Here is a 17,155-nt window from a genome sequence, read left to right on the forward strand (position 1 = left end):
GACCCGAGGATCCGTGCCGTGACCTTGGCCGAAGGATGCAGCGGAGCAGAATTCTGCACCGTTGGCTCCGCTCCGATGTAACGGAATGGATCCTCGGGTCTGCGCTGCGTCGCTTCGCTCCTTGCTTCGCCGTGGATGACGAAGAGACGGACGTTCGGCCTTGCATCGCCACTGACGTTGCGCATCATTGGACAACAGGTTCCAGCCGACAGGCCAGGGTTTTGGAGGGGTATCCATGCGAGACGAGCGGCCAAAATCGATCCTGCGCGAATTCCTCGATGGCGAGGCCGCCGGCGGCATCATCCTGATGGTCGCCGCGGCCCTGGCGCTCGTCGTCGCCAACTCGCCTTTGGCCGGCACCTATTTCGCCGTTCTCCACGCCTATCTCGGGCCGCTCAGCGTCTCGCATTGGATCAATGACGGACTGATGGCGGTGTTCTTCCTGCTGGTCGGGCTGGAGATCAAGCGCGAGATGCTGGACGGGCAGCTCTCGACCTGGCCGCGCCGCGTGCTGCCCGGCATCGCCGCCGCCGGCGGCATGGTTGTGCCGGCGCTGGTCTATGTCGCCGTCAACCGCGACAATCCGGCGGCACTGGGCGGCTGGGCGATCCCGACCGCCACCGACATCGCCTTCGCGCTCGGCGTGCTCTCGCTGCTCGGCAGCCGTGTGCCGGCCTCGCTGAAAGTCTTTCTCACCGCCCTGGCCATCATCGACGATCTCGGCGCCGTCATCATCATCGCGCTGTTCTACACCAGCGGCCTGTCGCTCGCTTATCTGGCGGCCGCCTTCGTCGTCATCGCCCTGCTGGTCGTGCTCAACCGCATGCGGGCGATGAAGCTCTGGCCGTATCTGCTGCTTGGCGCGCTGCTGTGGGTGCTCGTGCTGAAGTCGGGCGTGCACGCCACGCTGGCCGGCGTGGCGCTGGCGCTCACCATTCCGCTCGAACGCTCTCCCGGCATCAGCCACGATACTGAACATTCGCCGCTGCATCGCCTCGAGCACGGCCTGCACAAGCTGGTACCCTTCATCGTCATCCCGATCTTCGGCTTCGCCAATGCCGGCGTCTCGCTCGGCGGGCTGAGCTTCGCGGCGCTGGTCGAGCCGCTGACGCTGGGTGTCGCCGCCGGCCTGGTGCTCGGCAAGCTGGTCGGCGTCTTCGGCTCCTCGGCGCTTGCGATCCGGTTCGGCCTCGCCGACCTGCCGGTCAATGCCGGCTGGCTGCACATGCTGGGCATTTCGCTGCTTTGCGGTATCGGCTTCACCATGAGCCTGTTCATCGGCCTGCTCGCCTTCGCCAGCGATCCGGCGCTGCAGGACGCGGTGAAGGTCGGCATCCTCGCGGGTTCGCTGATCGCCGCGCTGCTGGGCGCCGCCGTGCTGCTGACGGCGCCGGCTGCCGGCGGGGCGGAAGAGGACTTGGACTAACCCCTCAAGCAAGTGGCTCCGGTGGCAGGCCAAAGGCCGTGAACAAGGCAGGGCCGAGCGGCGGGACATAGATCGTCAGCGAGGCGATCTTGCCGTCCGAGGGTTCGATGACATGCAGCGAATGCGGCCGCCATATCGAATCCTGATGGCCGAGCGCGTAAACGCCCACGGCCGGCTGGGCGTTGGCGCCGATCGCGACCGCTCGATAGCCGGCAAAATTACCCCAGACGGTTCCGAGGAAAGCGCCGATTGCCTGATGTCCGCGGTACCATTCCCGCCATGGCGGCATGTGGTAGACGGCGTCCTCGCGCAGCAGGTCGACGAGCCCGTCCAGATTGTCGGCCTGCCAGGCTCGCATATAGCGTTCGAGCAGCAGGCCTTCGTCCGGACTGGGCTCTGATCGCCGCTGTGGGCGGCCTTGCGTGTAGTGCCCGCCCAGCGTTGCGCGGGCCCGCTGCAGGGCGCTGTTGATCGAGGCTGTCGATCCACCCAGCAATTGCGCGGTCTCGATGGCGGACCATCCGAGCACATCGCGGAGCAGCAGGGCGGCGCGCTGCCGCGGCGGCAAAAGCTGGATCGCTGCGACGAAGGCGAGCCGCACCGCCTCGCGCGCCTCGTAGCGTGCTTCCGGGCCAGGCCTGTCATCGGCAATGTCGGGCAGTTCCGCGTCGGGATATGGCTCCAGCCAGGCGAATTCGGCGGTCGGCCCGCCGGCCGCCCTGCCTTCGGCGGGTGGCCGCCCGGGTTGCTCGAGAATGCGCCGCGCCGACGACCGTGCCTTGATCGCGTTGAGGCAGCTGTTGGTGGCGATCGCGTAGAGCCAGCCGCGCGCCGAGCCGCGTCCGTCGAATTGCGCCCGACCGCGCCAGGCCCTGAGGAACGTCTCCTGGACGAGATCGTCCGCCTCGTTGAGCGAGCCCATCATCCGGTAGCAATGAAGCTTGAGCGCGCGGCGGTGGGCGACGCTCAGGCGCTCGAAAGTCAGCCGGTCGAGGGCCGGCTGGCCTGGTCGACCCAAAGGTTCGATGGGGCCGAAGGCGTCAGTCATGGGAAGCCCGGGCGCTGAAGTCGGCCGGCATCCTGCGCGCCTCACGCCGCCGCCGCAAGGCCGCTGCCGCTCACGGTGAACGAACTGCCTTGCAGCTTGCCCGTCGCGAGCTCGATCACCGCCCGTCCGACATCGTCCGGCGTCTGCATGTCGCTCATGCTGGCCAGGAAGTCGGCCGGGCGGATGCCCATATAGGCGGAAATACTTTCGATGCCGCGATCGCCGACCCCAGTGCCCGGCATGATGCGGGCCGGCGAAAGCGCCATGAAACGCAGGCCGAGGCCGAGCCGGTCCGATTCCTTCTGGCAATGGCCGGCCAGGAAAACCTGCATGCGCTTGGCGCCGGCATAGCCGCCGGAATTCGGCGGCCCGCCGGTAAAAGCTCCGCCGCTGGCGATCAGCACCACCCGGCTGCCGGGTTTGAGCCGACCCTTGAGGGCTTCGCGGCAGAACAGGAACGACGCCTTGACGTCCATCTCCCAGTTCGCCGAGAAGACCTCCCAGCTCTGCTCCTGTATCGGCGCGGCGGGGGCGAGCGCGCCGGCGCAGACCACCAGCACGTCGGGTGTCAGCGCATCGAAAACCGCTTCCGGCGCGGCTTCCGCCGTCGCATCCGTGCTGAGGGTTTTCAGGCCCGGGCGTTCCCAGGCGAACTGCTTCAGGTCGGCGGCGCCACGGGCGACGGCAAGCACGGTCGCTCCCTCGCCAAGCGCGGCTTCCACGATCGCGCGTCCGACGCCGCGGCTGCCTCCGACGACGACCACATTCTGATTGTGCAACGATTTCATACCTCACCTCTTTTCCAGGGCGCCGGCCATCCGGACGCGCCTGCTGGTGAAGACAATCGGGATCACTGGAAATCATCGGTGCGGGCCGAAAATTTCTCGCCGGCCTTGGACGGGGGTGGGCTCGAGGCCCCGGCCTGATGCCGCAGTCAACGGCAAGGCGCGGCACGCCGTCGCAAAAATCTACTCGCTCTCGCCATCCAGCGCCGGCACCGCGACCCCGGCAAGCTCGGCTGCCAGCAGCCGCGCGGCGCCCGCCCGCGCAATCCGCAGCATCAGCGCCTTGCGCGTCGCGGCAGCCATGCGGTGCTCAGGCGCATCGCGCAGGATCTCGGCGCCATAGCCGTCGGAGAGGATGAAGCCGCACTCCTCGGGAAAGATGTCCTGCGGAACCCCGGGATGGGTGGCGAAGAAGAATCGGTCGGAATGCAGCCGGTAGTCAGGCCATTTGCGGTCGACGCGAAAGTCCTCGATCGAGGATTTGATCTCGATGATCCAGATGTCGCCCTGCCTGGTCAGCGCGACGAGGTCGGCGCGCCGCCCGGTGGCCAGGGATAGCTCCGGAAGCACATGCGCGCCCATTTCGCTGAGCAGCCGCTGCACGCCGCGCCGCACCAGCATGGCGCGCTCCGACTGGCGGCCGTCGATCAGCGGATTGAGGGGAATCGGCGAAACGAGTGGCATGGCAGGCACCATGCCAGATTTTGTTCACGGTTTGAACCCGGGAAGCGAGGGCAATTATATATTTGACAAACCCTGTCTGTCTCTAGGGTCGCCAAAGCCGAAGAAAAACGACAAAGCCAAATCGTCCAGAAGACGATATGCGTCTTCGTAGTACGTCGCCGGCAAATCGCGTGGAAACTTGGGGTGGCTTGTCCAATCGCGGACAAACCACGGGACATACCAAAACCCTTGTGCTGCCCATCGTTCTAGTTGGGCACTGGTGCCGGGTGTCTCCCGGCAATATTGCGCCATGGCGCTGCACAGGCGGTCGAAGGCTTCGACATCCCAAACCATGTCGCCTTTGATGGAAATCAAAAACGACCCATCGCCCGCGTCGAATTCGTTTTTGAGGACTTGCAGATCCATTCAAAGCCTCTTCGGATGAACGCGGCTCATAGAGGATTGTGGTTAAAGAGCATCAGGATGAACCACAGATAGAGCGCGAAGCTAGCCGGGACGCTCAAAACGGCAGACAAGATGAATACGAACAGGCGCTGATGTGTCTCGAGGTTGCGCGATAGGAAGACAACCAGCCCCAATATCGGCACTATGATTATGGCGACAATGGCGATCACTTGGATGGCGAGCCCTTCGCTCGAAATTCATCCGCCAGAAGCCTCGCCAGGTGATCCCGGCTCAGGCTCAGCGTTTCCTTCAAAAACCATAGGAAGTTGCGTGGGCCATCCGTCGGCAAGCCGCCTTCCTCCGCCTGGGTGATCACCGCGCGTTGGCGCTCTATCCGCTGCTCGATCTCGCGGATGTGCTGCTCGACACGTTCGATATCTTCCTGGATGCTCATGCCCGGCAATCTCATTGTGTTGCACGTCAAAATAGCATCAAAACCACAAACAGGTGGAGTGCAAAGCCAAGCGGACGCTCGAATGATAGCTCGGCGAAGGTTGGTTCTTGCTAATCATATTCCTTGGCAGCAATCTCGGCGCGAGAGGGACTTGCCATGACCCGCGACCAGATGCTCGCCCACCTTCGGTCCGCCGACGCCGTCGCGCGCGAGGCGGCGGCGCACGGGCATCATCCGTTCGGTTGCGTGCTGGTCGGGCCGGACGATCGCGTGCTGATGCGGCAGGGCAATCTCGACACGGTGCGTCATGCCGAGACCGAGCTCGCCCGCCGCGCGGCGGCGGCCTACGAGCCGGAGTTCCTGTGGCAATGCACGCTGGTCACGACCGGCGAGCCCTGCGCGATGTGCGCCGGCACGATGTATTGGGCGAATATCGGGCGGCTGGTCTACGGTTTCGAGGAGACCGATCTCCTGGCCCTCACCGGGGATCACGCGGAGAATCCGACGATGAGCCTGCCCTCGCGCACCGTGTTCGCCTCCGGCCAGAAAAAGATCGAGGTGTTTGGCCCGTTCCCCGAAATCGCCGACGAGATGCTCGCTCCGCACCGCGATTTCTGGAAACGCTGACGCGGTCTCGGAAGCAGGCGTTTCCCGCTTCGTTGAAGACGGGCGATGCCGAATCGTGGCCGGCACATCGCGCCAAACCGCGCCTGTGAGAAAGCTAGAAGCGGTAGTTCATTCCGAGCCGAACCACCTCATAGGCACTTTTGAACGCTACGTTTATGAAGGCATCGCCGACGGCTGGGCTTTGCGCGGTGAAATGGACTTTCTGGCGGCCAAGATCGACATGCAGATATTCGGCCTTGATGGTGATGCGCGGGGAAAGCGCATATTCAAGTCCTCCGCCCGCGGACCAGCCGGCGGTCACCCGTGATGCTTCGCCGGCAAAACAGGTGGTGTGACCTGGACAATCCATTTTGGTGGCCCATGTCGGACCGTCGATCGTCCAACCCGCATCGCCAACGATAGAAACCGATGCTGCGGATCTGGTCTGGCCGTAGGCCAAGCCACCGGTCCCGAAGACCAGCAGGCGCTCTTCAGGCAGATAGCCGACGCGGGCGCGCGTCGTACCGAACCAGTCGAGCCGCTGTGACGAGCTCGCGCCCAGCCTGACTCCCTGGGGACCTTTGTCGGGTTCCACATAGTCCGTGCCGCCCTCGATGTCAGACAATTGAAGGTCCGTTTCGAGGCCGATCAGCCAGTTGGAGCCGACCTGCCAGTTGTGTCCGAGTTGCACGCCGCCGGTGACGCCAGAAGCGGTGGAGGATTGCGAATAGACCAGCGGCCGGCTGAACGGATCGAACTCCGGGTCGAGGTTATAGGCATAGGCCATCAGGTTCTGAATGAATTCCGTACCCGCTCCGGGGCCTGTGCCGGTCGTCCAATAGTCGGACAGGCCATCGCCGGTGAAAGCCGCTTTTGGCCGGCCCCAGCCATAGCCGACATTGACGCCGCCATACCATCCACTCCAGTCATAGCCAGACGTGGCGGCTGGAGCAGGTCCACCCGAGCTCACATCGTCGGCAAAGGCTGGCGAGGAGAGGATGGCCGCGATACAGCCGGCAAAGATAAGTTTCATGCGAAATCCCAGGTTCGGTTGGTTTTCCGCACTGGTGGCCGATCTCTCGCCCCTCGTCTTGGAAGCATGGGCCTTCGCATTGGACAGGCGGGCGCAGCTGGAAAACGCCAGCGAATGTGGCGTATCAGCAACGGTTGAATGCTCGCCGGATCGCGACTTGGAACCGGGAGCCTTATCCTAGGACTGGCGGGCTCCATCGACGATTTTCCTCTTGAGAAAAAGGATGATTTCCGTGTTGGATGGGCTTCGGGGCCTGTGGCGCGCGTCGCGTCCGGCGAGGGTTTGATTGGGGGCGGCCGGTCAGGCCAATGCAGAAGATCGATTTTTCGTCGGACAGCCTACCAGCGCATCTGAGCGACAAGGATCGCTTTCGCCTCTGGCGCGACATGTGGATGGAGCAGCTTGGCGCAGCCGAGATCAGGCATGCCGAGGACAAGCGCTTCGCCACGGCAACGAAGATGCGGTTTCTTGGCGACCTTCGCGTCGGCCTGTTCGAGACCACGACAGAATATTATGTGCGCACGCGCCGGCACGTCGCCAACGATCGCGACGATATCTTCGTGGGATTTTACCGCAGCCCCAAGCCGCAGGTCTGGACGGTCGCGGATTGCGATCTGTCGCTGCAGCGCGGCAACGGCATCGCCTACAACGTCGCCCAACCCTGCCGCAGTTTCACGGACGGCGTGACCTCCTGGGTGTTGGCCTCGATCCCCCGCGCCGCGTTGCTTAGCATGGTGCCGCATGCCGACGATCGCCCGGTGACGCGGCTCGACCCGGCAAGCCCCGCCGTCCGCCATCTGGAACGCACGATCGATTTTCTGCTCCAATCCGAGGAGGTGGACGCGGAGCCTGCTCTCGCGCGCCAGGCCGGAGCGGCTCTTTCCGATCTGATCGTGCTGGCGCTGGGCGCCAAAGGCGATGCCGCGGAAATCGCCGCCGGCCGCGGCCTGCGCGCGGCGCGGCTGCGCGAAGCTCTGGCGGTGATCGAGGCTCGTTTCGCGGACCCGGCGCTGTCGACGGAGATGGTGGCGCGGGCGGTCGGGCTTTCGCGCCGCTACCTCAACACCCTTCTGCTCGAAAGCGGTCGCACCTTTGCCGAACGTGTCCTGGAACTCCGGCTGCAGAAGGCATGCGCCATGCTGTCGGATATCCGCAACGACGCCACAAAGGTAAGCGACATCGCGCTCGCCGCGGGATTCAACGACGTGTCCTATTTCAACCGGCGCTTCCGGGTCCGCTTCGGTGCTTCGCCCACGCAATATCGCGGCGGATAGCTTAGCGGGGGCGGCCCGGCCCTGTCAGGCGGATACCTGGTCCGCCGCTCCCGCCATGTCATCCAGGATCGGGCAGTCCGGCCGGTCGTCGCCATGGCAGGCACGGATCAGCTTCTGCAGCGTCGAGCGCATCGACTGCAATTCGCGCACCTTGTCCTCGATCGCCCTGACATGGGCGGCGGCGATCTCGCGCACGTCGTGGCTGGCGCGGTCGCGATCCTGGTAGAGCGCCATAAGCTGCCTGCAATCGTCGATTGAGAAGCCGAGATTGCGCGCGCGGCGCAGGAAGGCGAGCCGGTGCACGTCGTCGCCGGAGTAATCGCGATAGCCGTTCTCGGCCCGCGCCGGACGGATCAGGCCGATCTCTTCGTAATAGCGAATGGTCTTGGCCGGCAGGCCGGAACGCTCGGCGGCATCACCGACATTCATGGCGTTCTCCCTGGTTTCCGGCAGCCTTCGGGCTGCCCCATTGATTTTGCTTCACAATCCTGTGAGGCCTGTTGCGGAAATGCCGCAGTTCGGCACTTACCGGCACGTAAGGCCTTGCATATAGGCAGTGCGCGCTTGGCAAGCAAAAGAAATGCCAGCATGAATGATGGCGAGAAAGCGGCCGACTCGTGCCGCTGATACACAGACAGGGCGTCGGACCTTTTTCATGCGCTTGAAGTCACTTGCAATCCTCGCCGCTCTTGCGCTGTCGACCGCGATCAGCGGGTGCAGCACCATCGGCGGGCAATTGTTCACCAACAACTATGGCGCGATGACCGATGCCGGCTATCAGCTGCCGCGCATCCCGATCGAGAAGGTTCCCGCCAGGTATCACCGCCAGGAAGTGCGGTATGATTCCCCGGAGAAGCCCGGCACCATCATCGTCGATACCCAGAACAAGTTCCTCTACTTCATCGAGGGCGACGGCATGGCGATGCGCTACGGCATCGGCGTCGGCCGCGAGGGTTTCGAGTGGCACGGCACCGCCCATATCGCGCTGAAGCGCGAATGGCCGACCTGGACGCCGCCCTCGCAGATGATCAAGCGCCAGCCCGAGCTCGCCAAGTTCGCCGGCGGCATGGAGCCGGGCCTGAAGAACCCGCTCGGCGCGCGCGCCATGTATCTCTTCAACAAGGGCGGCGACATGGGCTACCGCCTGCATGGCAGCCCGGAATGGTTCTCGATCGGCAAGGCGATGTCGTCGGGCTGCATCCGGCTGATGAACCAGGACATTATCGATCTCTACGACCGCACGTCGGTCGGCGCCAAGGTCATCGTGATGTGATCACGAAGGCCGCGGCGAAAAGCTTTCGCAAGCGGACCGTCTAGGCAACAACAAGACGTCCAAAAACAGAAAACCGGGCTGTTGGGGCCCGGTTTTTTGTTTTTGCGATCAGCGATTTGCCGGTTGTGCGGCAGGCGATTGGAAAGTGTCAGGCGACCTGTTCGACCTGCTGGACCTCTGGGACAAAGTGGCGAAGCAGGTTCTGGATGCCGTGCTTCAGCGTCGCCGTCGAGGACGGGCAGCCGGCGCAGGCGCCCTTCATGTGCAGGAACACGGTGCCGTTCTCGAAGCCGCGGAAAGTGATGTCGCCGCCGTCCTGGGCAACCGCCGGGCGCACGCGCGTGTCGAGCAGTTCCTTGATGGTCAGCACGAGTTCCTCGTCGGCCTTGTCGTAGAACTCGCCGGTCTCGCCGGCTTCGCTCGCCGGGGCGGTCGAGGCCATGACCGGCGCGCCGGACATGAAGTGTTCCATGATGGCGCCGAGGATCGCCGGCTTCAAATGCTGCCAGTCCGGGCCGTCCTTGGTCACGGTAATGAAGTCATAGCCGAAGAAGACGCCGGTGACGCCCGGGATCTCGAACAGCCGACCGGCCAGCGGCGAGACTTCCGCCGCGGCTTCGGCGTTGCGGAAATCGGCGGTACCTTCGCGCAGCACTTCCTTGCCGGGAAGAAACTTCAACGTCGCCGGGTTCGGCGTCGATTCGGTCTGGATGAACATGGGTATCTCCAGGCCCTTCTCGGGCCGATAGTTTGGAATAATTCTAAATAGGCTCTATCGGCTGGACATTCAAGCGAAACACGTCGCTAGGAACGGCTGGCTGGCGGAATGTTTTTACAGCGTCCGCCGCGCCTTTTGAAGTGCTCTGGGCGATCAGGCCGGCGGCGTCGCGACCGAGGCAGATCAAGCTAAGCTGTCGATCTCCTCATCCGACAGATTCTGCGGGACGACTGTGACCGGAATGGGAAATGCCGCGCCTCGGCCGGCAACCGCGCTGACCAGCGGTCCCGGGCCTTCCTTGCCGGCGCCGGCCGCGAGCACCAGGATGGCAATGTCCTGGTCGTCTTCGATCAGCTTGTGAATCTCTTCGGTCGGCTTGCCTTCGCGCACCACCAGTTCCGGCTCGATGCCGACATTCTGGCGCACCTTGTTGGCGTATCCGTCGAGCGCCCCGCGCGCCGTTGCGTTTGCTTCCTCGCGCATGATCTTTTCGACGCCCAGCCAATGCTGGAAGTCGTCCGGCTCGATGACATAGAGCAGCACCAGCACGCCGCTGGTGTGCTGCGCCCGCTTCGAGGCATAGGCGACGGCGCGCTCGCATTCGGGCGTGTCGTCGATGATCGCCAGGAACTTGCGGCGATGGCCGGCTTCGCGGCTGAGGCGTTTGGAGACCATGTCTATCTGCTCGGTATCAATTCGGCCGCAATCTGCCACCGCCATGAACCGGCGGCAAGCCGCCGGCGTGGTGATGGAAGGTCAGCGAGACAGGAGGGATCAGTCCTGCAGCAGGCCGATGATGTCGCGCACCGTCTTCATCGTGCCCTCGGCGATCGTGCGGGCGCGGTCACCGCCATCCTTGAGCACGGCGTCGACATAGGCGCGGTCGCCCTCGATGCGGCGCATCTCGGAAGCGATCGGCGCCAGCTTCTCCACGGCAAGATCGGCCAGCGCCGGCTTGAACACGGAAAACTGCTGCCCGCCATATTCTCTCAGCACGTCTTCCTTCGAGATTTCGGCAAGGCCCGCATAGATGCCGACCAGGTTCTCCGCTTCGGGCCGGCTCTCAAGTCCGTCCAATTCGCTCGGCAACGCCTCCGGATCGGTCTTGGCCTTGCGGATCTTCTTCGAGATGGTGTCGGCATCGTCGGTCAGGTTGATGCGCGACAGGTCCGACGGGTCGGATTTCGACATCTTCTTGGAACCGTCGCGCAGGCTCATGATGCGCGCCGCCGGGCCGCCGATGACCGGTTCGGTGATCGGGAAATAGCCGTTCACCGTCTCCTCGCCTATCCTCATCTTCACGCCGACGCCAAGTGCTTCGATCTTCTCGGAGAAGTCGTTGTTGAATTTCTGCGCGATGTCGCGGGTCAGCTCCAGGTGCTGCTTCTGGTCCTCGCCCACCGGCACGTGGGTGGCGCGGTAGAGCAGGATGTCGGCCGCCATCAGGCTCGGATAGGCGAGCAGGCCGAGCGAGGCGTTCTCGCGGTCCTTGCCGGCTTTGTCCTTGAACTGCGTCATCTTGTTCATCCAGCCGATGCGCGCCACGCAATTGAAGATCCAGGCGAGCTCGGCATGCTGCATGACCCGCGACTGGTTGAAGACGATGTGCTTCTTCGGGTCGATGCCGGAGGCCAGGAACGCCGCGGTGATCGAGCGCGTCTGGTCGCCGAGGTCCTGATGGACGAGCTGCGCCGTCAGCGAATGCAGGTCGACGACGCAATAGATGCAGTCGGACTGTTCCTGCAGGGCGACGAATTTCTTGATGGCGCCGAGATAGTTGCCGAGATGCAGATTGCCGGTCGGCTGGACGCCCGAGAAGACGAGTGGCTTGAAGGCGGACATGAGTTCCTCATGGCTTGTGGAGGGCCGTCTAAGCATGATTCCAAAAAGTTGCTGACTTTTTGGAGCCAATCATGCGGCTGGAAACCGCGCGCGGCGAAAGTCTTTCGACGGCGCGCTTATGGACGAAGGCGATTTCGGGATCAAGAGGTCAGCTCGTTCCGGAACCTGGAGTGGCCTAGCCAGCATGTGTCGATCTGCCTTAGCATGGTGGTCTCGCTTGGAATCTTCATCATGCTTTCACATCTGATTGCCGTCGCTTCCGTGTGGCTGGTCGCGGCCGTCTCGCCAGGGCCGAACTTCCTGATGACGGCGCGCATTGCCGTGGCGCGCTCGCGCGGCGCCGGCCTTGCCGCCGTCTGCGGCATAGGCATCGCCACCGCCGTCTGGGGCGTCTGCGGGCTCGCCGGCGTCAAGGCGCTGTTTCTCGCCGCGCCCTGGGCCTATGCGTCGTTGAAGCTCGCGGGCGCCGGCTATCTCATCTACTCGGGCATAAGGCTGATCGTCCTGGCTGAGAAGCGCAGCGCGGCCGATGCCGCATTGCCTGCCGGCGCGAGGGCTTTCCCGGCAAGCAGGGCCTTCTGGATCGGTCTCGCGACCAGCCTTGCCAACCCGCGTTCCGCGCTTTCGGTGGCCAGCATCTTCGCCGTCGCCCTGCCGGCGCAGCCTTCGCTGTGGCTGGGCGCCGCGTCGGTCGCGCTGATGGTGGCGATCTCGGTCGGCTGGTATGCCTGCGTGGTCTGGCTGTTTGCCGCTGAAGCCGTCTCGAACGGCTATCGAAAGCTGCGGCGCACCATCGACCGCGTGGCCGGCGGCCTGCTCATCTTGTTTGGCGCGAGGTTGGCTCTGGAGCGTGGGTGAGACAAGGATAGGCGGCTGCGAAGATGGAGTGGGGATGCAAGAATGGCTTTCAATATCAAAAGCAAGGAAGCGGATAGGCTGACACGAGCCCTCGCAGCGGTAGAGGGCGTCAACCTTACGGAAGCGGTGATCATCGCGATGCGGGAGGCGCTTGAATGCCGGCGCGTTGCCGAGACGCCCCTGGAAACCGCTGCGCGGCTTAGGGCTGAATTTGGAATCGAGTTGAGCGAGCAAGCGCGCGAAGTGCTGCCCCGCTCAGTATATGATCAGCTTTGACGTGAATCCGGGCGCCCGTCGACGGTGCCGCCTTAGTTCGGCTTACGGATTTGGAGGCTGTTCCGTGACAGGCGGTGTCACCTTTGAACCGCGCTTGACGTTCCTGCGGATCATGCCGAAGTCCGCGCCGCCGGTGCCGAAAGCGGTGACGAAATAGAGCGCGGCACCGCCGCCGACCAGCGCGAACAGCGTGGTCGCCTTGACCACCAGCGGCGAGCCGGGGCCGAGCCTCGCGGCAAAATAGTGCTCCGCGAAATAAAGCGCCGTGGCCATGATCACCGCCGACAGCACCAGACGCGGGATGCGCTTCAAGAGCGGGATGTCGCGGCCCCAATGTCCCCGCCTGATCAGCATGGCGAGCAGCATCAGCGCGTTGACCCAGCCGGCGATCGCCGAAGCCACCGCGATCCCCGGCGCGCCCATCGACGGGAACAGGCTGAGCGCCGTGGCGACGTTCACGCCGACCGAGATGGCGGCGAAGATCATCGGCGTGCGCGTGTCCTCGCGCGCGAAATAGCCGGGCGTGAAGGCTTTGATCAGCACGAAGGCCGGCAGTCCAAGGCCGAAGATCGCCAGGATCGAGGCGACGATCGGCGTCGAATGGTTCGCGGCGAAGGCGCCGCGCTCATAGACCAGCCGCACGATCGGTTCCGACATCACCCAAAGCGCGGCGGCGGCCGGCAAGGTCATGAACAGCGTGAACTCGACCGAGCGGTTCTGCAGGTTTGCGGCTTCTTTCAGGTTGCCCGATTTCAGCGCCCGCGACAGTTCCGGCAGAAGCACGATCGCTACCGCCACGCCGACGACGCCGAGCGGCAGCTGGTAGATGCGATCGGCATAGGCGAGCGACGACACGGCGCTGTTCTGCGCCGAGGCGATCGCGGTGCCGATCAGCTGGTTGATCTGCGTGATGCCGCCGGTGATCGCCGCCGGCAGCGCCAGGATCAGGAGCCGCTTGACGTTCGGCGTCATCTTCGGCCTACGGAAGCCGATCGAGATACCGGCATTGCGCACCGCGATCCAGACGATGGCGAGCTGCACGATACCAGCCGCCAGCACGCCCCAGGACAGGCCGAAGCCGACGTCATGCGCGTCCGCCCCGTGATACCAGGCATAGCCGAGCACGCCGATCAGGATGATGTTGAGGAAGGCGGGCGCGATCGCCGCCGCGAAATAGCGGCGCAGCGAATTCAGCATGCCGGCCATCATGGCGCCGAGCGACATGCAGATCAGGTACGGGAACATGATCGTCGCCAGCCGCACCGTCGTCTCGAACTTGCCCGGAATGTCGGCAAAGCCAGGCGCCACCAGGTAGCGCACGATCAGCGGCATGGCGAGTTCCATCGCGATGGTCAGCGCCAGCAGCGCCGAAAACAGCACGCCGAACACTTCCTCCGAAAAACGCTTGGCGCCCTCATTGCCGTGCTGCTCGATCTCCTTGGCGAACAGCGGCACGAAAGCGGCGTTGAAGGCGCCCTCGGCGAACAGCCGGCGGAAGGTGTTGGGGAATTGGAAGGCGGCGTTAAAGGCGTCGGCGACCGGCCCGGTGCCGAGGGCCGCCGCCATCAGCATCTCGCGGCCGAAACCCAGCGCGCGGCTCATCAGCGTGCCGGAGGCGACGGTGGCGAATTTCTTGACAAGGCTCATGCTGGGGACGATTGCCAGGGAAATTGCGTCAAATGGATGGTCACTCGGCCGCCGCCTTGGCCTTGCCGTTGCGTTCGGACGAACTGCCTTCGAGCGTATCGACCAGCCGCTTGTGGATGGTGGCGGTGCGCGTCGGGCTGTCGATCTTCTGTCCGGTCAGGTCGGTGACGTAGAACGTGTCGATGACCTTCTCGCCGAAGGTGGTGATATGCGCCGAGGCGATGTCGAGCGACAGGTCGGAAAGCGTCCCGGTGATCTCGGAGAGCAGGCCCGGCCGGTCCAGTCCCTCGACCTCGATCACCGAGAAACGGTTCGACAGCGTGTTGCGGATCTCGGCACGCGGCTGGATGCGGAACGCCTTGGCGCCACGCTTCGGCTTGGTGCGCTTCTCGATCATCTCGGGCAGCCAGCTCTTGCCGGAGAGCACGTCCTCGATCAGCCGGCCGACGCGCTCGGCGCGGCGGCGCTCGTCCTCGTCGAGGTCGAACTCCCGCGAGATCAGGATGGTGTCCAGCGCGCGTCCGTCCGAGGTGGTGAAGATCTGGGCGTCGACGATGTTGCCGCCGGCCGCGGCGCAGGCGCCGGCAATGATCGACAGCAGGCGCGGATGGTCCGGCGCCAGCACGGTGATCTCGGTCACCGCCTCGAACTCATGCGTCTTGACCATGGTGGCGAGTTTCTTGTCCGCCGCGTCCGCCTCGCGGATGAATTCGGCATGGCGCAGCTGATCGGGCAGGTCGACCGTCAGCAGATAGTTCTCGTAGTGCTGCGCGACATAGCGCTTGCGCTCCTTCGCCGGCCAGGCCGAGAGCGCCTCGGCCAGCCGCTCGCGCGCGGCGGCGGTGCGCTGGGCGCGCGAGACTTCCGAGAAGCCGCCGGTCAGCAGCAACTCGGTCTCGTAATAGAGCGTGCGCAGCAGCTGGCCTTTCCAGCCGTTCCACACACCCGGCCCGACGCCGCGTATGTCGCAGACGGTCAGGATCAGCAGCAGCTTGAGCCGCTCGACCGACTGCACGATCGAGGCGAAATCCTCGATCGTCTTGCGATCGTTAAGGTCGCGCGTCTGCGCCGTCATCGACATCACGAGATGGTTTTCGACCAGCCATGCGACGGTCTCGGTGTCGGCGGCCGACAGACCCATATGCGGGCAGATGCGCCGGGCGATGCGGGCGCCGGCCTCCGAGTGGTCTTCCGGCCGGCCCTTGGCGATGTCGTGCAAAAGCACCGCGACATAGAGCGCCTCGCGGCTCTTCTTCAGCCCCGGCATCAGCGAATGCGCCAGCGGGTGGATCTTCTCGCCGTCGCCGCGCTCGATCTCGGCCAGCACGCCGATGCAGCGGATCAGATGCTCGTCCACCGTATAGTGGTGGTACATCGAGAACTGCATCATGGCGACGATCTTGCCGAAGTCGGGGATCAGCCTGCCGAGCAGCCCGGCCTCGTTCATGCGCCTCAGATTGAGCTCGGCGTTTCGGTCCGAGGTCAGGATGTCGAGGAACAGCCGGTTGGCCTCCTCATCGCGCCGAAGCGACTTGTTGACCAGGCCGAGCGAGCGGGTGAGCAATTTCAGCGCGTCGGGATGGAACTCCAGCCCGTGCTTGTCGGCGAACCAGAACAGCCGCAACAGATTGACCGGATCGCGCTCGAACACGCCGTCGTCGGCGACGTTGATGCGGTGATTGTCGACGATGAAGTCCGACGTGCCGGCAAGCTTGCGCTTGCGCCGCGAGAAGGTGAGGAAGATGCGGTTGAAGCCGGGCACATGTTTGGCCTGTTCCTCCTCGAGCGCTGCGCAGAAGATGCGGGTGAGGTCGCCGACATCCTTGGCGACGAGGAAATAATGCTTCATGAAGCGCTCGACCGCCGACAGGCCAGGATGCATCGTGTAGCCCAGGCGTTCGGCGATCTCGCGCTGAATGTCGAAATGCAGCCGCTCCTCCGCCTTGCCGGTGAGAAAATGCATGTGGCAGCGCACCGCCCAGAGGAAATCCTCGGCCTTCTGGAACTCGCGATATTCGGCCTCGGTGAAGACGCCTTTCTCGACCAGTTCCTCGCCGGTGCGAACGCGGTAGAAATATTTGCCGATCCAGAACAGCGTCTGCAGGTCGCGCAGGCCGCCCTTGCCGTCCTTGACGTTGGGCTCGACCAGGTAGCGGCTCTCGCCTGCCTTGGCATGGCGCTCGTCGCGCTCGGCAAGCTTCGCCTGCACATATTCCGGCCCGGTCGTGCGCACCACTTCATGGTCGAAGCGGGTGAGCAGCTCGTCATAAAGCTTGCGTTCGCCCCACAGGAAACGCGCCTCGAGGATCGAGGTGCGGATGGTGATGTCGCTGCGCGAGAGCCTGAGGCACTCCTCGATGTTGCGGGTGGCGTGGCCGACCTTCAGCCCCATGTCCCACAGCATGTAGAGCATGTATTCGACGATCTGCTCGCCCCACGGCGTCTGCTTGTAGGGCAGCAGGAACAGGAGATCGATGTCGGAGCCCGGCGCCAGCGTGCCGCGGCCATAGCCGCCGACCGCCACGACCGCCATGCGCTCCGCAGCGGAGCGGTTCTTGACCCGGTAGACATGGGTGGCGGCGAAATCATAGAGCGCGCGTATCAGCTCATCCATGAGATGCGACAGCCGCTCGGCGCAGGCATTGCCGCCGCCATCCTCCTTGAGCATGGCCTCGGCGATCTTTCGCCCGTCCGCCATTCTGGCTTTGAGCAATTGCAGGACAGCCGTGCGGACAGCCGGTCCCGAACCGTCGCCGGCGCTTGCCGCCGTCAGCGCGGTCAGGTCGCGGCGCAAGGCGTCGCCATCGATGATTTCGTCGAGTTTCAGGGAGATCTTTGCCATTCGGC

At 64.3% G+C, this 17,155-nt stretch carries 18 protein-coding genes; 6 read left to right on the forward strand and 12 right to left on the reverse strand.

Annotation, left to right across the window (positions count from 1 at the left end; all coding sequences use genetic code 11):
- Positions 1-235: 235 nt before the first annotated feature.
- Entirely contained in the window at positions 236-1,426 is a 1,191-nt protein-coding gene (gene nhaA / locus KVT37_RS08530) for a Na+/H+ antiporter NhaA (RefSeq protein WP_217571622.1), read from the forward strand.
- Between the two features lie 4 nt (positions 1,427-1,430).
- On the opposite strand, the gene KVT37_RS08535 is transcribed toward nhaA, so the two are convergent.
- The 5 genes from KVT37_RS08535 to KVT37_RS08555 all read right to left on the reverse strand — a co-directional run bounded on the left by KVT37_RS08535 (position 1,431) and on the right by KVT37_RS08555 (position 4,781).
- Positions 1,431-2,474: an RNA polymerase subunit sigma-70 gene (locus KVT37_RS08535; protein ID WP_217571624.1), complete on the reverse strand. Its 1,044-nt coding sequence runs from the start codon at positions 2,472-2,474 to the stop codon at positions 1,431-1,433.
- 41 nt (positions 2,475-2,515) lie between these two features.
- Positions 2,516-3,262: an SDR family oxidoreductase gene (locus KVT37_RS08540; RefSeq protein WP_217571626.1), complete on the reverse strand. Its 747-nt coding sequence runs from the start codon at positions 3,260-3,262 to the stop codon at positions 2,516-2,518.
- 180 nt (positions 3,263-3,442) lie between these two features.
- The gene (locus KVT37_RS08545; RefSeq protein WP_217571628.1) at positions 3,443-3,943 is read right to left on the reverse strand and encodes an MmcB family DNA repair protein; all 501 of its coding nucleotides are present in this window, start codon (positions 3,941-3,943) and stop codon (positions 3,443-3,445) included.
- 54 nt (positions 3,944-3,997) lie between these two features.
- Positions 3,998-4,348: a hypothetical protein gene (locus tag KVT37_RS08550; protein WP_217571637.1), complete on the reverse strand. Its 351-nt coding sequence runs from the start codon at positions 4,346-4,348 to the stop codon at positions 3,998-4,000.
- A 205-nt stretch (positions 4,349-4,553) separates the two neighbouring features.
- Positions 4,554-4,781 (reverse strand): hypothetical protein, encoded by a 228-nt coding sequence (locus tag KVT37_RS08555; protein WP_217571639.1) that lies wholly within the window; start codon positions 4,779-4,781, stop codon positions 4,554-4,556.
- A 156-nt stretch (positions 4,782-4,937) separates the two neighbouring features.
- Here KVT37_RS08555 and KVT37_RS08560 point away from each other — a divergent pair, with 156 nt between their 5' ends.
- Complete coding sequence (locus KVT37_RS08560; protein WP_217571640.1) at positions 4,938-5,408, forward strand: nucleoside deaminase; 471 nt, start codon at positions 4,938-4,940, stop codon at positions 5,406-5,408.
- Between the two features lie 94 nt (positions 5,409-5,502).
- Here KVT37_RS08560 and KVT37_RS08565 read toward each other — a convergent pair whose 3' ends face one another.
- The gene (locus KVT37_RS08565; protein WP_217571642.1) at positions 5,503-6,420 is read right to left on the reverse strand and encodes an outer membrane protein; all 918 of its coding nucleotides are present in this window, start codon (positions 6,418-6,420) and stop codon (positions 5,503-5,505) included.
- A 308-nt stretch (positions 6,421-6,728) separates the two neighbouring features.
- Here KVT37_RS08565 and KVT37_RS08570 point away from each other — a divergent pair, with 308 nt between their 5' ends.
- Positions 6,729-7,694 carry a helix-turn-helix domain-containing protein gene (locus KVT37_RS08570; RefSeq protein ID WP_217571644.1) on the forward strand — a complete coding sequence of 322 codons (966 nt, stop codon included), beginning with the start codon at positions 6,729-6,731 and terminating at the stop codon, positions 7,692-7,694.
- Between the two features lie 24 nt (positions 7,695-7,718).
- Here the strand turns inward: KVT37_RS08570 and cueR are convergent, their stop codons facing one another.
- Positions 7,719-8,123 carry a Cu(I)-responsive transcriptional regulator gene (gene cueR, locus KVT37_RS08575; protein WP_217571645.1) on the reverse strand — a complete coding sequence of 135 codons (405 nt, stop codon included), beginning with the start codon at positions 8,121-8,123 and terminating at the stop codon, positions 7,719-7,721.
- Between the two features lie 226 nt (positions 8,124-8,349).
- Between cueR and KVT37_RS08580 the strand changes: the two genes are divergently transcribed.
- On the forward strand, positions 8,350-8,967 hold the full coding sequence (locus tag KVT37_RS08580) for a L,D-transpeptidase (RefSeq protein ID WP_217571647.1): 618 nt from the start codon (positions 8,350-8,352) through the stop codon (positions 8,965-8,967).
- A gap of 148 nt (positions 8,968-9,115) precedes the next feature.
- Here KVT37_RS08580 and KVT37_RS08585 read toward each other — a convergent pair whose 3' ends face one another.
- From KVT37_RS08585 to trpS, 3 genes are all read right to left on the reverse strand, one after another.
- The gene (locus KVT37_RS08585) at positions 9,116-9,685 is read right to left on the reverse strand and encodes a NifU family protein (protein WP_217571649.1); all 570 of its coding nucleotides are present in this window, start codon (positions 9,683-9,685) and stop codon (positions 9,116-9,118) included.
- A gap of 183 nt (positions 9,686-9,868) precedes the next feature.
- Positions 9,869-10,360 carry a universal stress protein gene (locus tag KVT37_RS08590; RefSeq protein WP_217571651.1) on the reverse strand — a complete coding sequence of 164 codons (492 nt, stop codon included), beginning with the start codon at positions 10,358-10,360 and terminating at the stop codon, positions 9,869-9,871.
- Positions 10,361-10,459: 99 nt separating this feature from the next.
- Positions 10,460-11,527, reverse strand: coding sequence for a tryptophan--tRNA ligase (gene trpS, locus KVT37_RS08595; protein WP_217571653.1), 1,068 nt, complete (start codon positions 11,525-11,527; stop codon positions 10,460-10,462).
- Between the two features lie 231 nt (positions 11,528-11,758).
- Here trpS and KVT37_RS08600 point away from each other — a divergent pair, with 231 nt between their 5' ends.
- Both KVT37_RS08600 and KVT37_RS08605 read left to right on the forward strand, forming a co-directional pair.
- Positions 11,759-12,385, forward strand: coding sequence for a LysE family transporter (locus KVT37_RS08600; RefSeq protein ID WP_217571656.1), 627 nt, complete (start codon positions 11,759-11,761; stop codon positions 12,383-12,385).
- 42 nt (positions 12,386-12,427) lie between these two features.
- Entirely contained in the window at positions 12,428-12,661 is a 234-nt protein-coding gene (locus KVT37_RS08605) for a type II toxin-antitoxin system VapB family antitoxin (protein ID WP_217571658.1), read from the forward strand.
- A 42-nt stretch (positions 12,662-12,703) separates the two neighbouring features.
- Here KVT37_RS08605 and murJ read toward each other — a convergent pair whose 3' ends face one another.
- Together murJ and KVT37_RS08615 are read right to left on the reverse strand one after the other, a co-directional pair.
- Positions 12,704-14,308, reverse strand: a complete 1,605-nt coding sequence (gene murJ / locus KVT37_RS08610; protein WP_217571660.1) for a murein biosynthesis integral membrane protein MurJ — start codon at positions 14,306-14,308, stop codon at positions 12,704-12,706.
- A 40-nt stretch (positions 14,309-14,348) separates the two neighbouring features.
- On the reverse strand, positions 14,349-17,150 hold the full coding sequence (locus tag KVT37_RS08615) for a [protein-PII] uridylyltransferase (protein WP_217571662.1): 2,802 nt from the start codon (positions 17,148-17,150) through the stop codon (positions 14,349-14,351).
- Positions 17,151-17,155: the final 5 nt, after the last annotated feature.

The organism is Mesorhizobium sp. GbtcB19, assembly GCF_019091085.1.
Lineage (GTDB): Bacteria > Pseudomonadota > Alphaproteobacteria > Rhizobiales > Rhizobiaceae > Mesorhizobium.

Bases quoted from the DNA above. Each gene is read 5' to 3' on its own strand.
- nhaA (WP_217571622.1), top strand. From the start codon at position 236: ATGCGAGACGAGCGGCCAAAATCGATCCTGCGCGAATTCCTCGATGGC.
- KVT37_RS08535 (WP_217571624.1), bottom strand. From the start codon at position 2,474: ATGACTGACGCCTTCGGCCCCATCGAACCTTTGGGTCGACCAGGCCAG.
- KVT37_RS08540 (WP_217571626.1), bottom strand. From the start codon at position 3,262: ATGAAATCGTTGCACAATCAGAATGTGGTCGTCGTCGGAGGCAGCCGC.
- KVT37_RS08545 (WP_217571628.1), bottom strand. From the start codon at position 3,943: ATGCCACTCGTTTCGCCGATTCCCCTCAATCCGCTGATCGACGGCCGC.
- KVT37_RS08550 (WP_217571637.1), bottom strand. From the start codon at position 4,348: ATGGATCTGCAAGTCCTCAAAAACGAATTCGACGCGGGCGATGGGTCG.
- KVT37_RS08555 (WP_217571639.1), bottom strand. From the start codon at position 4,781: ATGAGCATCCAGGAAGATATCGAACGTGTCGAGCAGCACATCCGCGAG.
- KVT37_RS08560 (WP_217571640.1), top strand. From the start codon at position 4,938: ATGACCCGCGACCAGATGCTCGCCCACCTTCGGTCCGCCGACGCCGTC.
- KVT37_RS08565 (WP_217571642.1), bottom strand. From the start codon at position 6,420: ATGAAACTTATCTTTGCCGGCTGTATCGCGGCCATCCTCTCCTCGCCA.
- KVT37_RS08570 (WP_217571644.1), top strand. From the start codon at position 6,729: ATGCAGAAGATCGATTTTTCGTCGGACAGCCTACCAGCGCATCTGAGC.
- cueR (WP_217571645.1), bottom strand. From the start codon at position 8,123: ATGAATGTCGGTGATGCCGCCGAGCGTTCCGGCCTGCCGGCCAAGACC.
- KVT37_RS08580 (WP_217571647.1), top strand. From the start codon at position 8,350: ATGCGCTTGAAGTCACTTGCAATCCTCGCCGCTCTTGCGCTGTCGACC.
- KVT37_RS08585 (WP_217571649.1), bottom strand. From the start codon at position 9,685: ATGTTCATCCAGACCGAATCGACGCCGAACCCGGCGACGTTGAAGTTT.
- KVT37_RS08590 (WP_217571651.1), bottom strand. From the start codon at position 10,360: ATGGTCTCCAAACGCCTCAGCCGCGAAGCCGGCCATCGCCGCAAGTTC.
- trpS (WP_217571653.1), bottom strand. From the start codon at position 11,527: ATGTCCGCCTTCAAGCCACTCGTCTTCTCGGGCGTCCAGCCGACCGGC.
- KVT37_RS08600 (WP_217571656.1), top strand. From the start codon at position 11,759: ATGCTTTCACATCTGATTGCCGTCGCTTCCGTGTGGCTGGTCGCGGCC.
- KVT37_RS08605 (WP_217571658.1), top strand. From the start codon at position 12,428: ATGGCTTTCAATATCAAAAGCAAGGAAGCGGATAGGCTGACACGAGCC.
- murJ (WP_217571660.1), bottom strand. From the start codon at position 14,308: ATGAGCCTTGTCAAGAAATTCGCCACCGTCGCCTCCGGCACGCTGATG.
- KVT37_RS08615 (WP_217571662.1), bottom strand. From the start codon at position 17,150: ATGGCAAAGATCTCCCTGAAACTCGACGAAATCATCGATGGCGACGCC.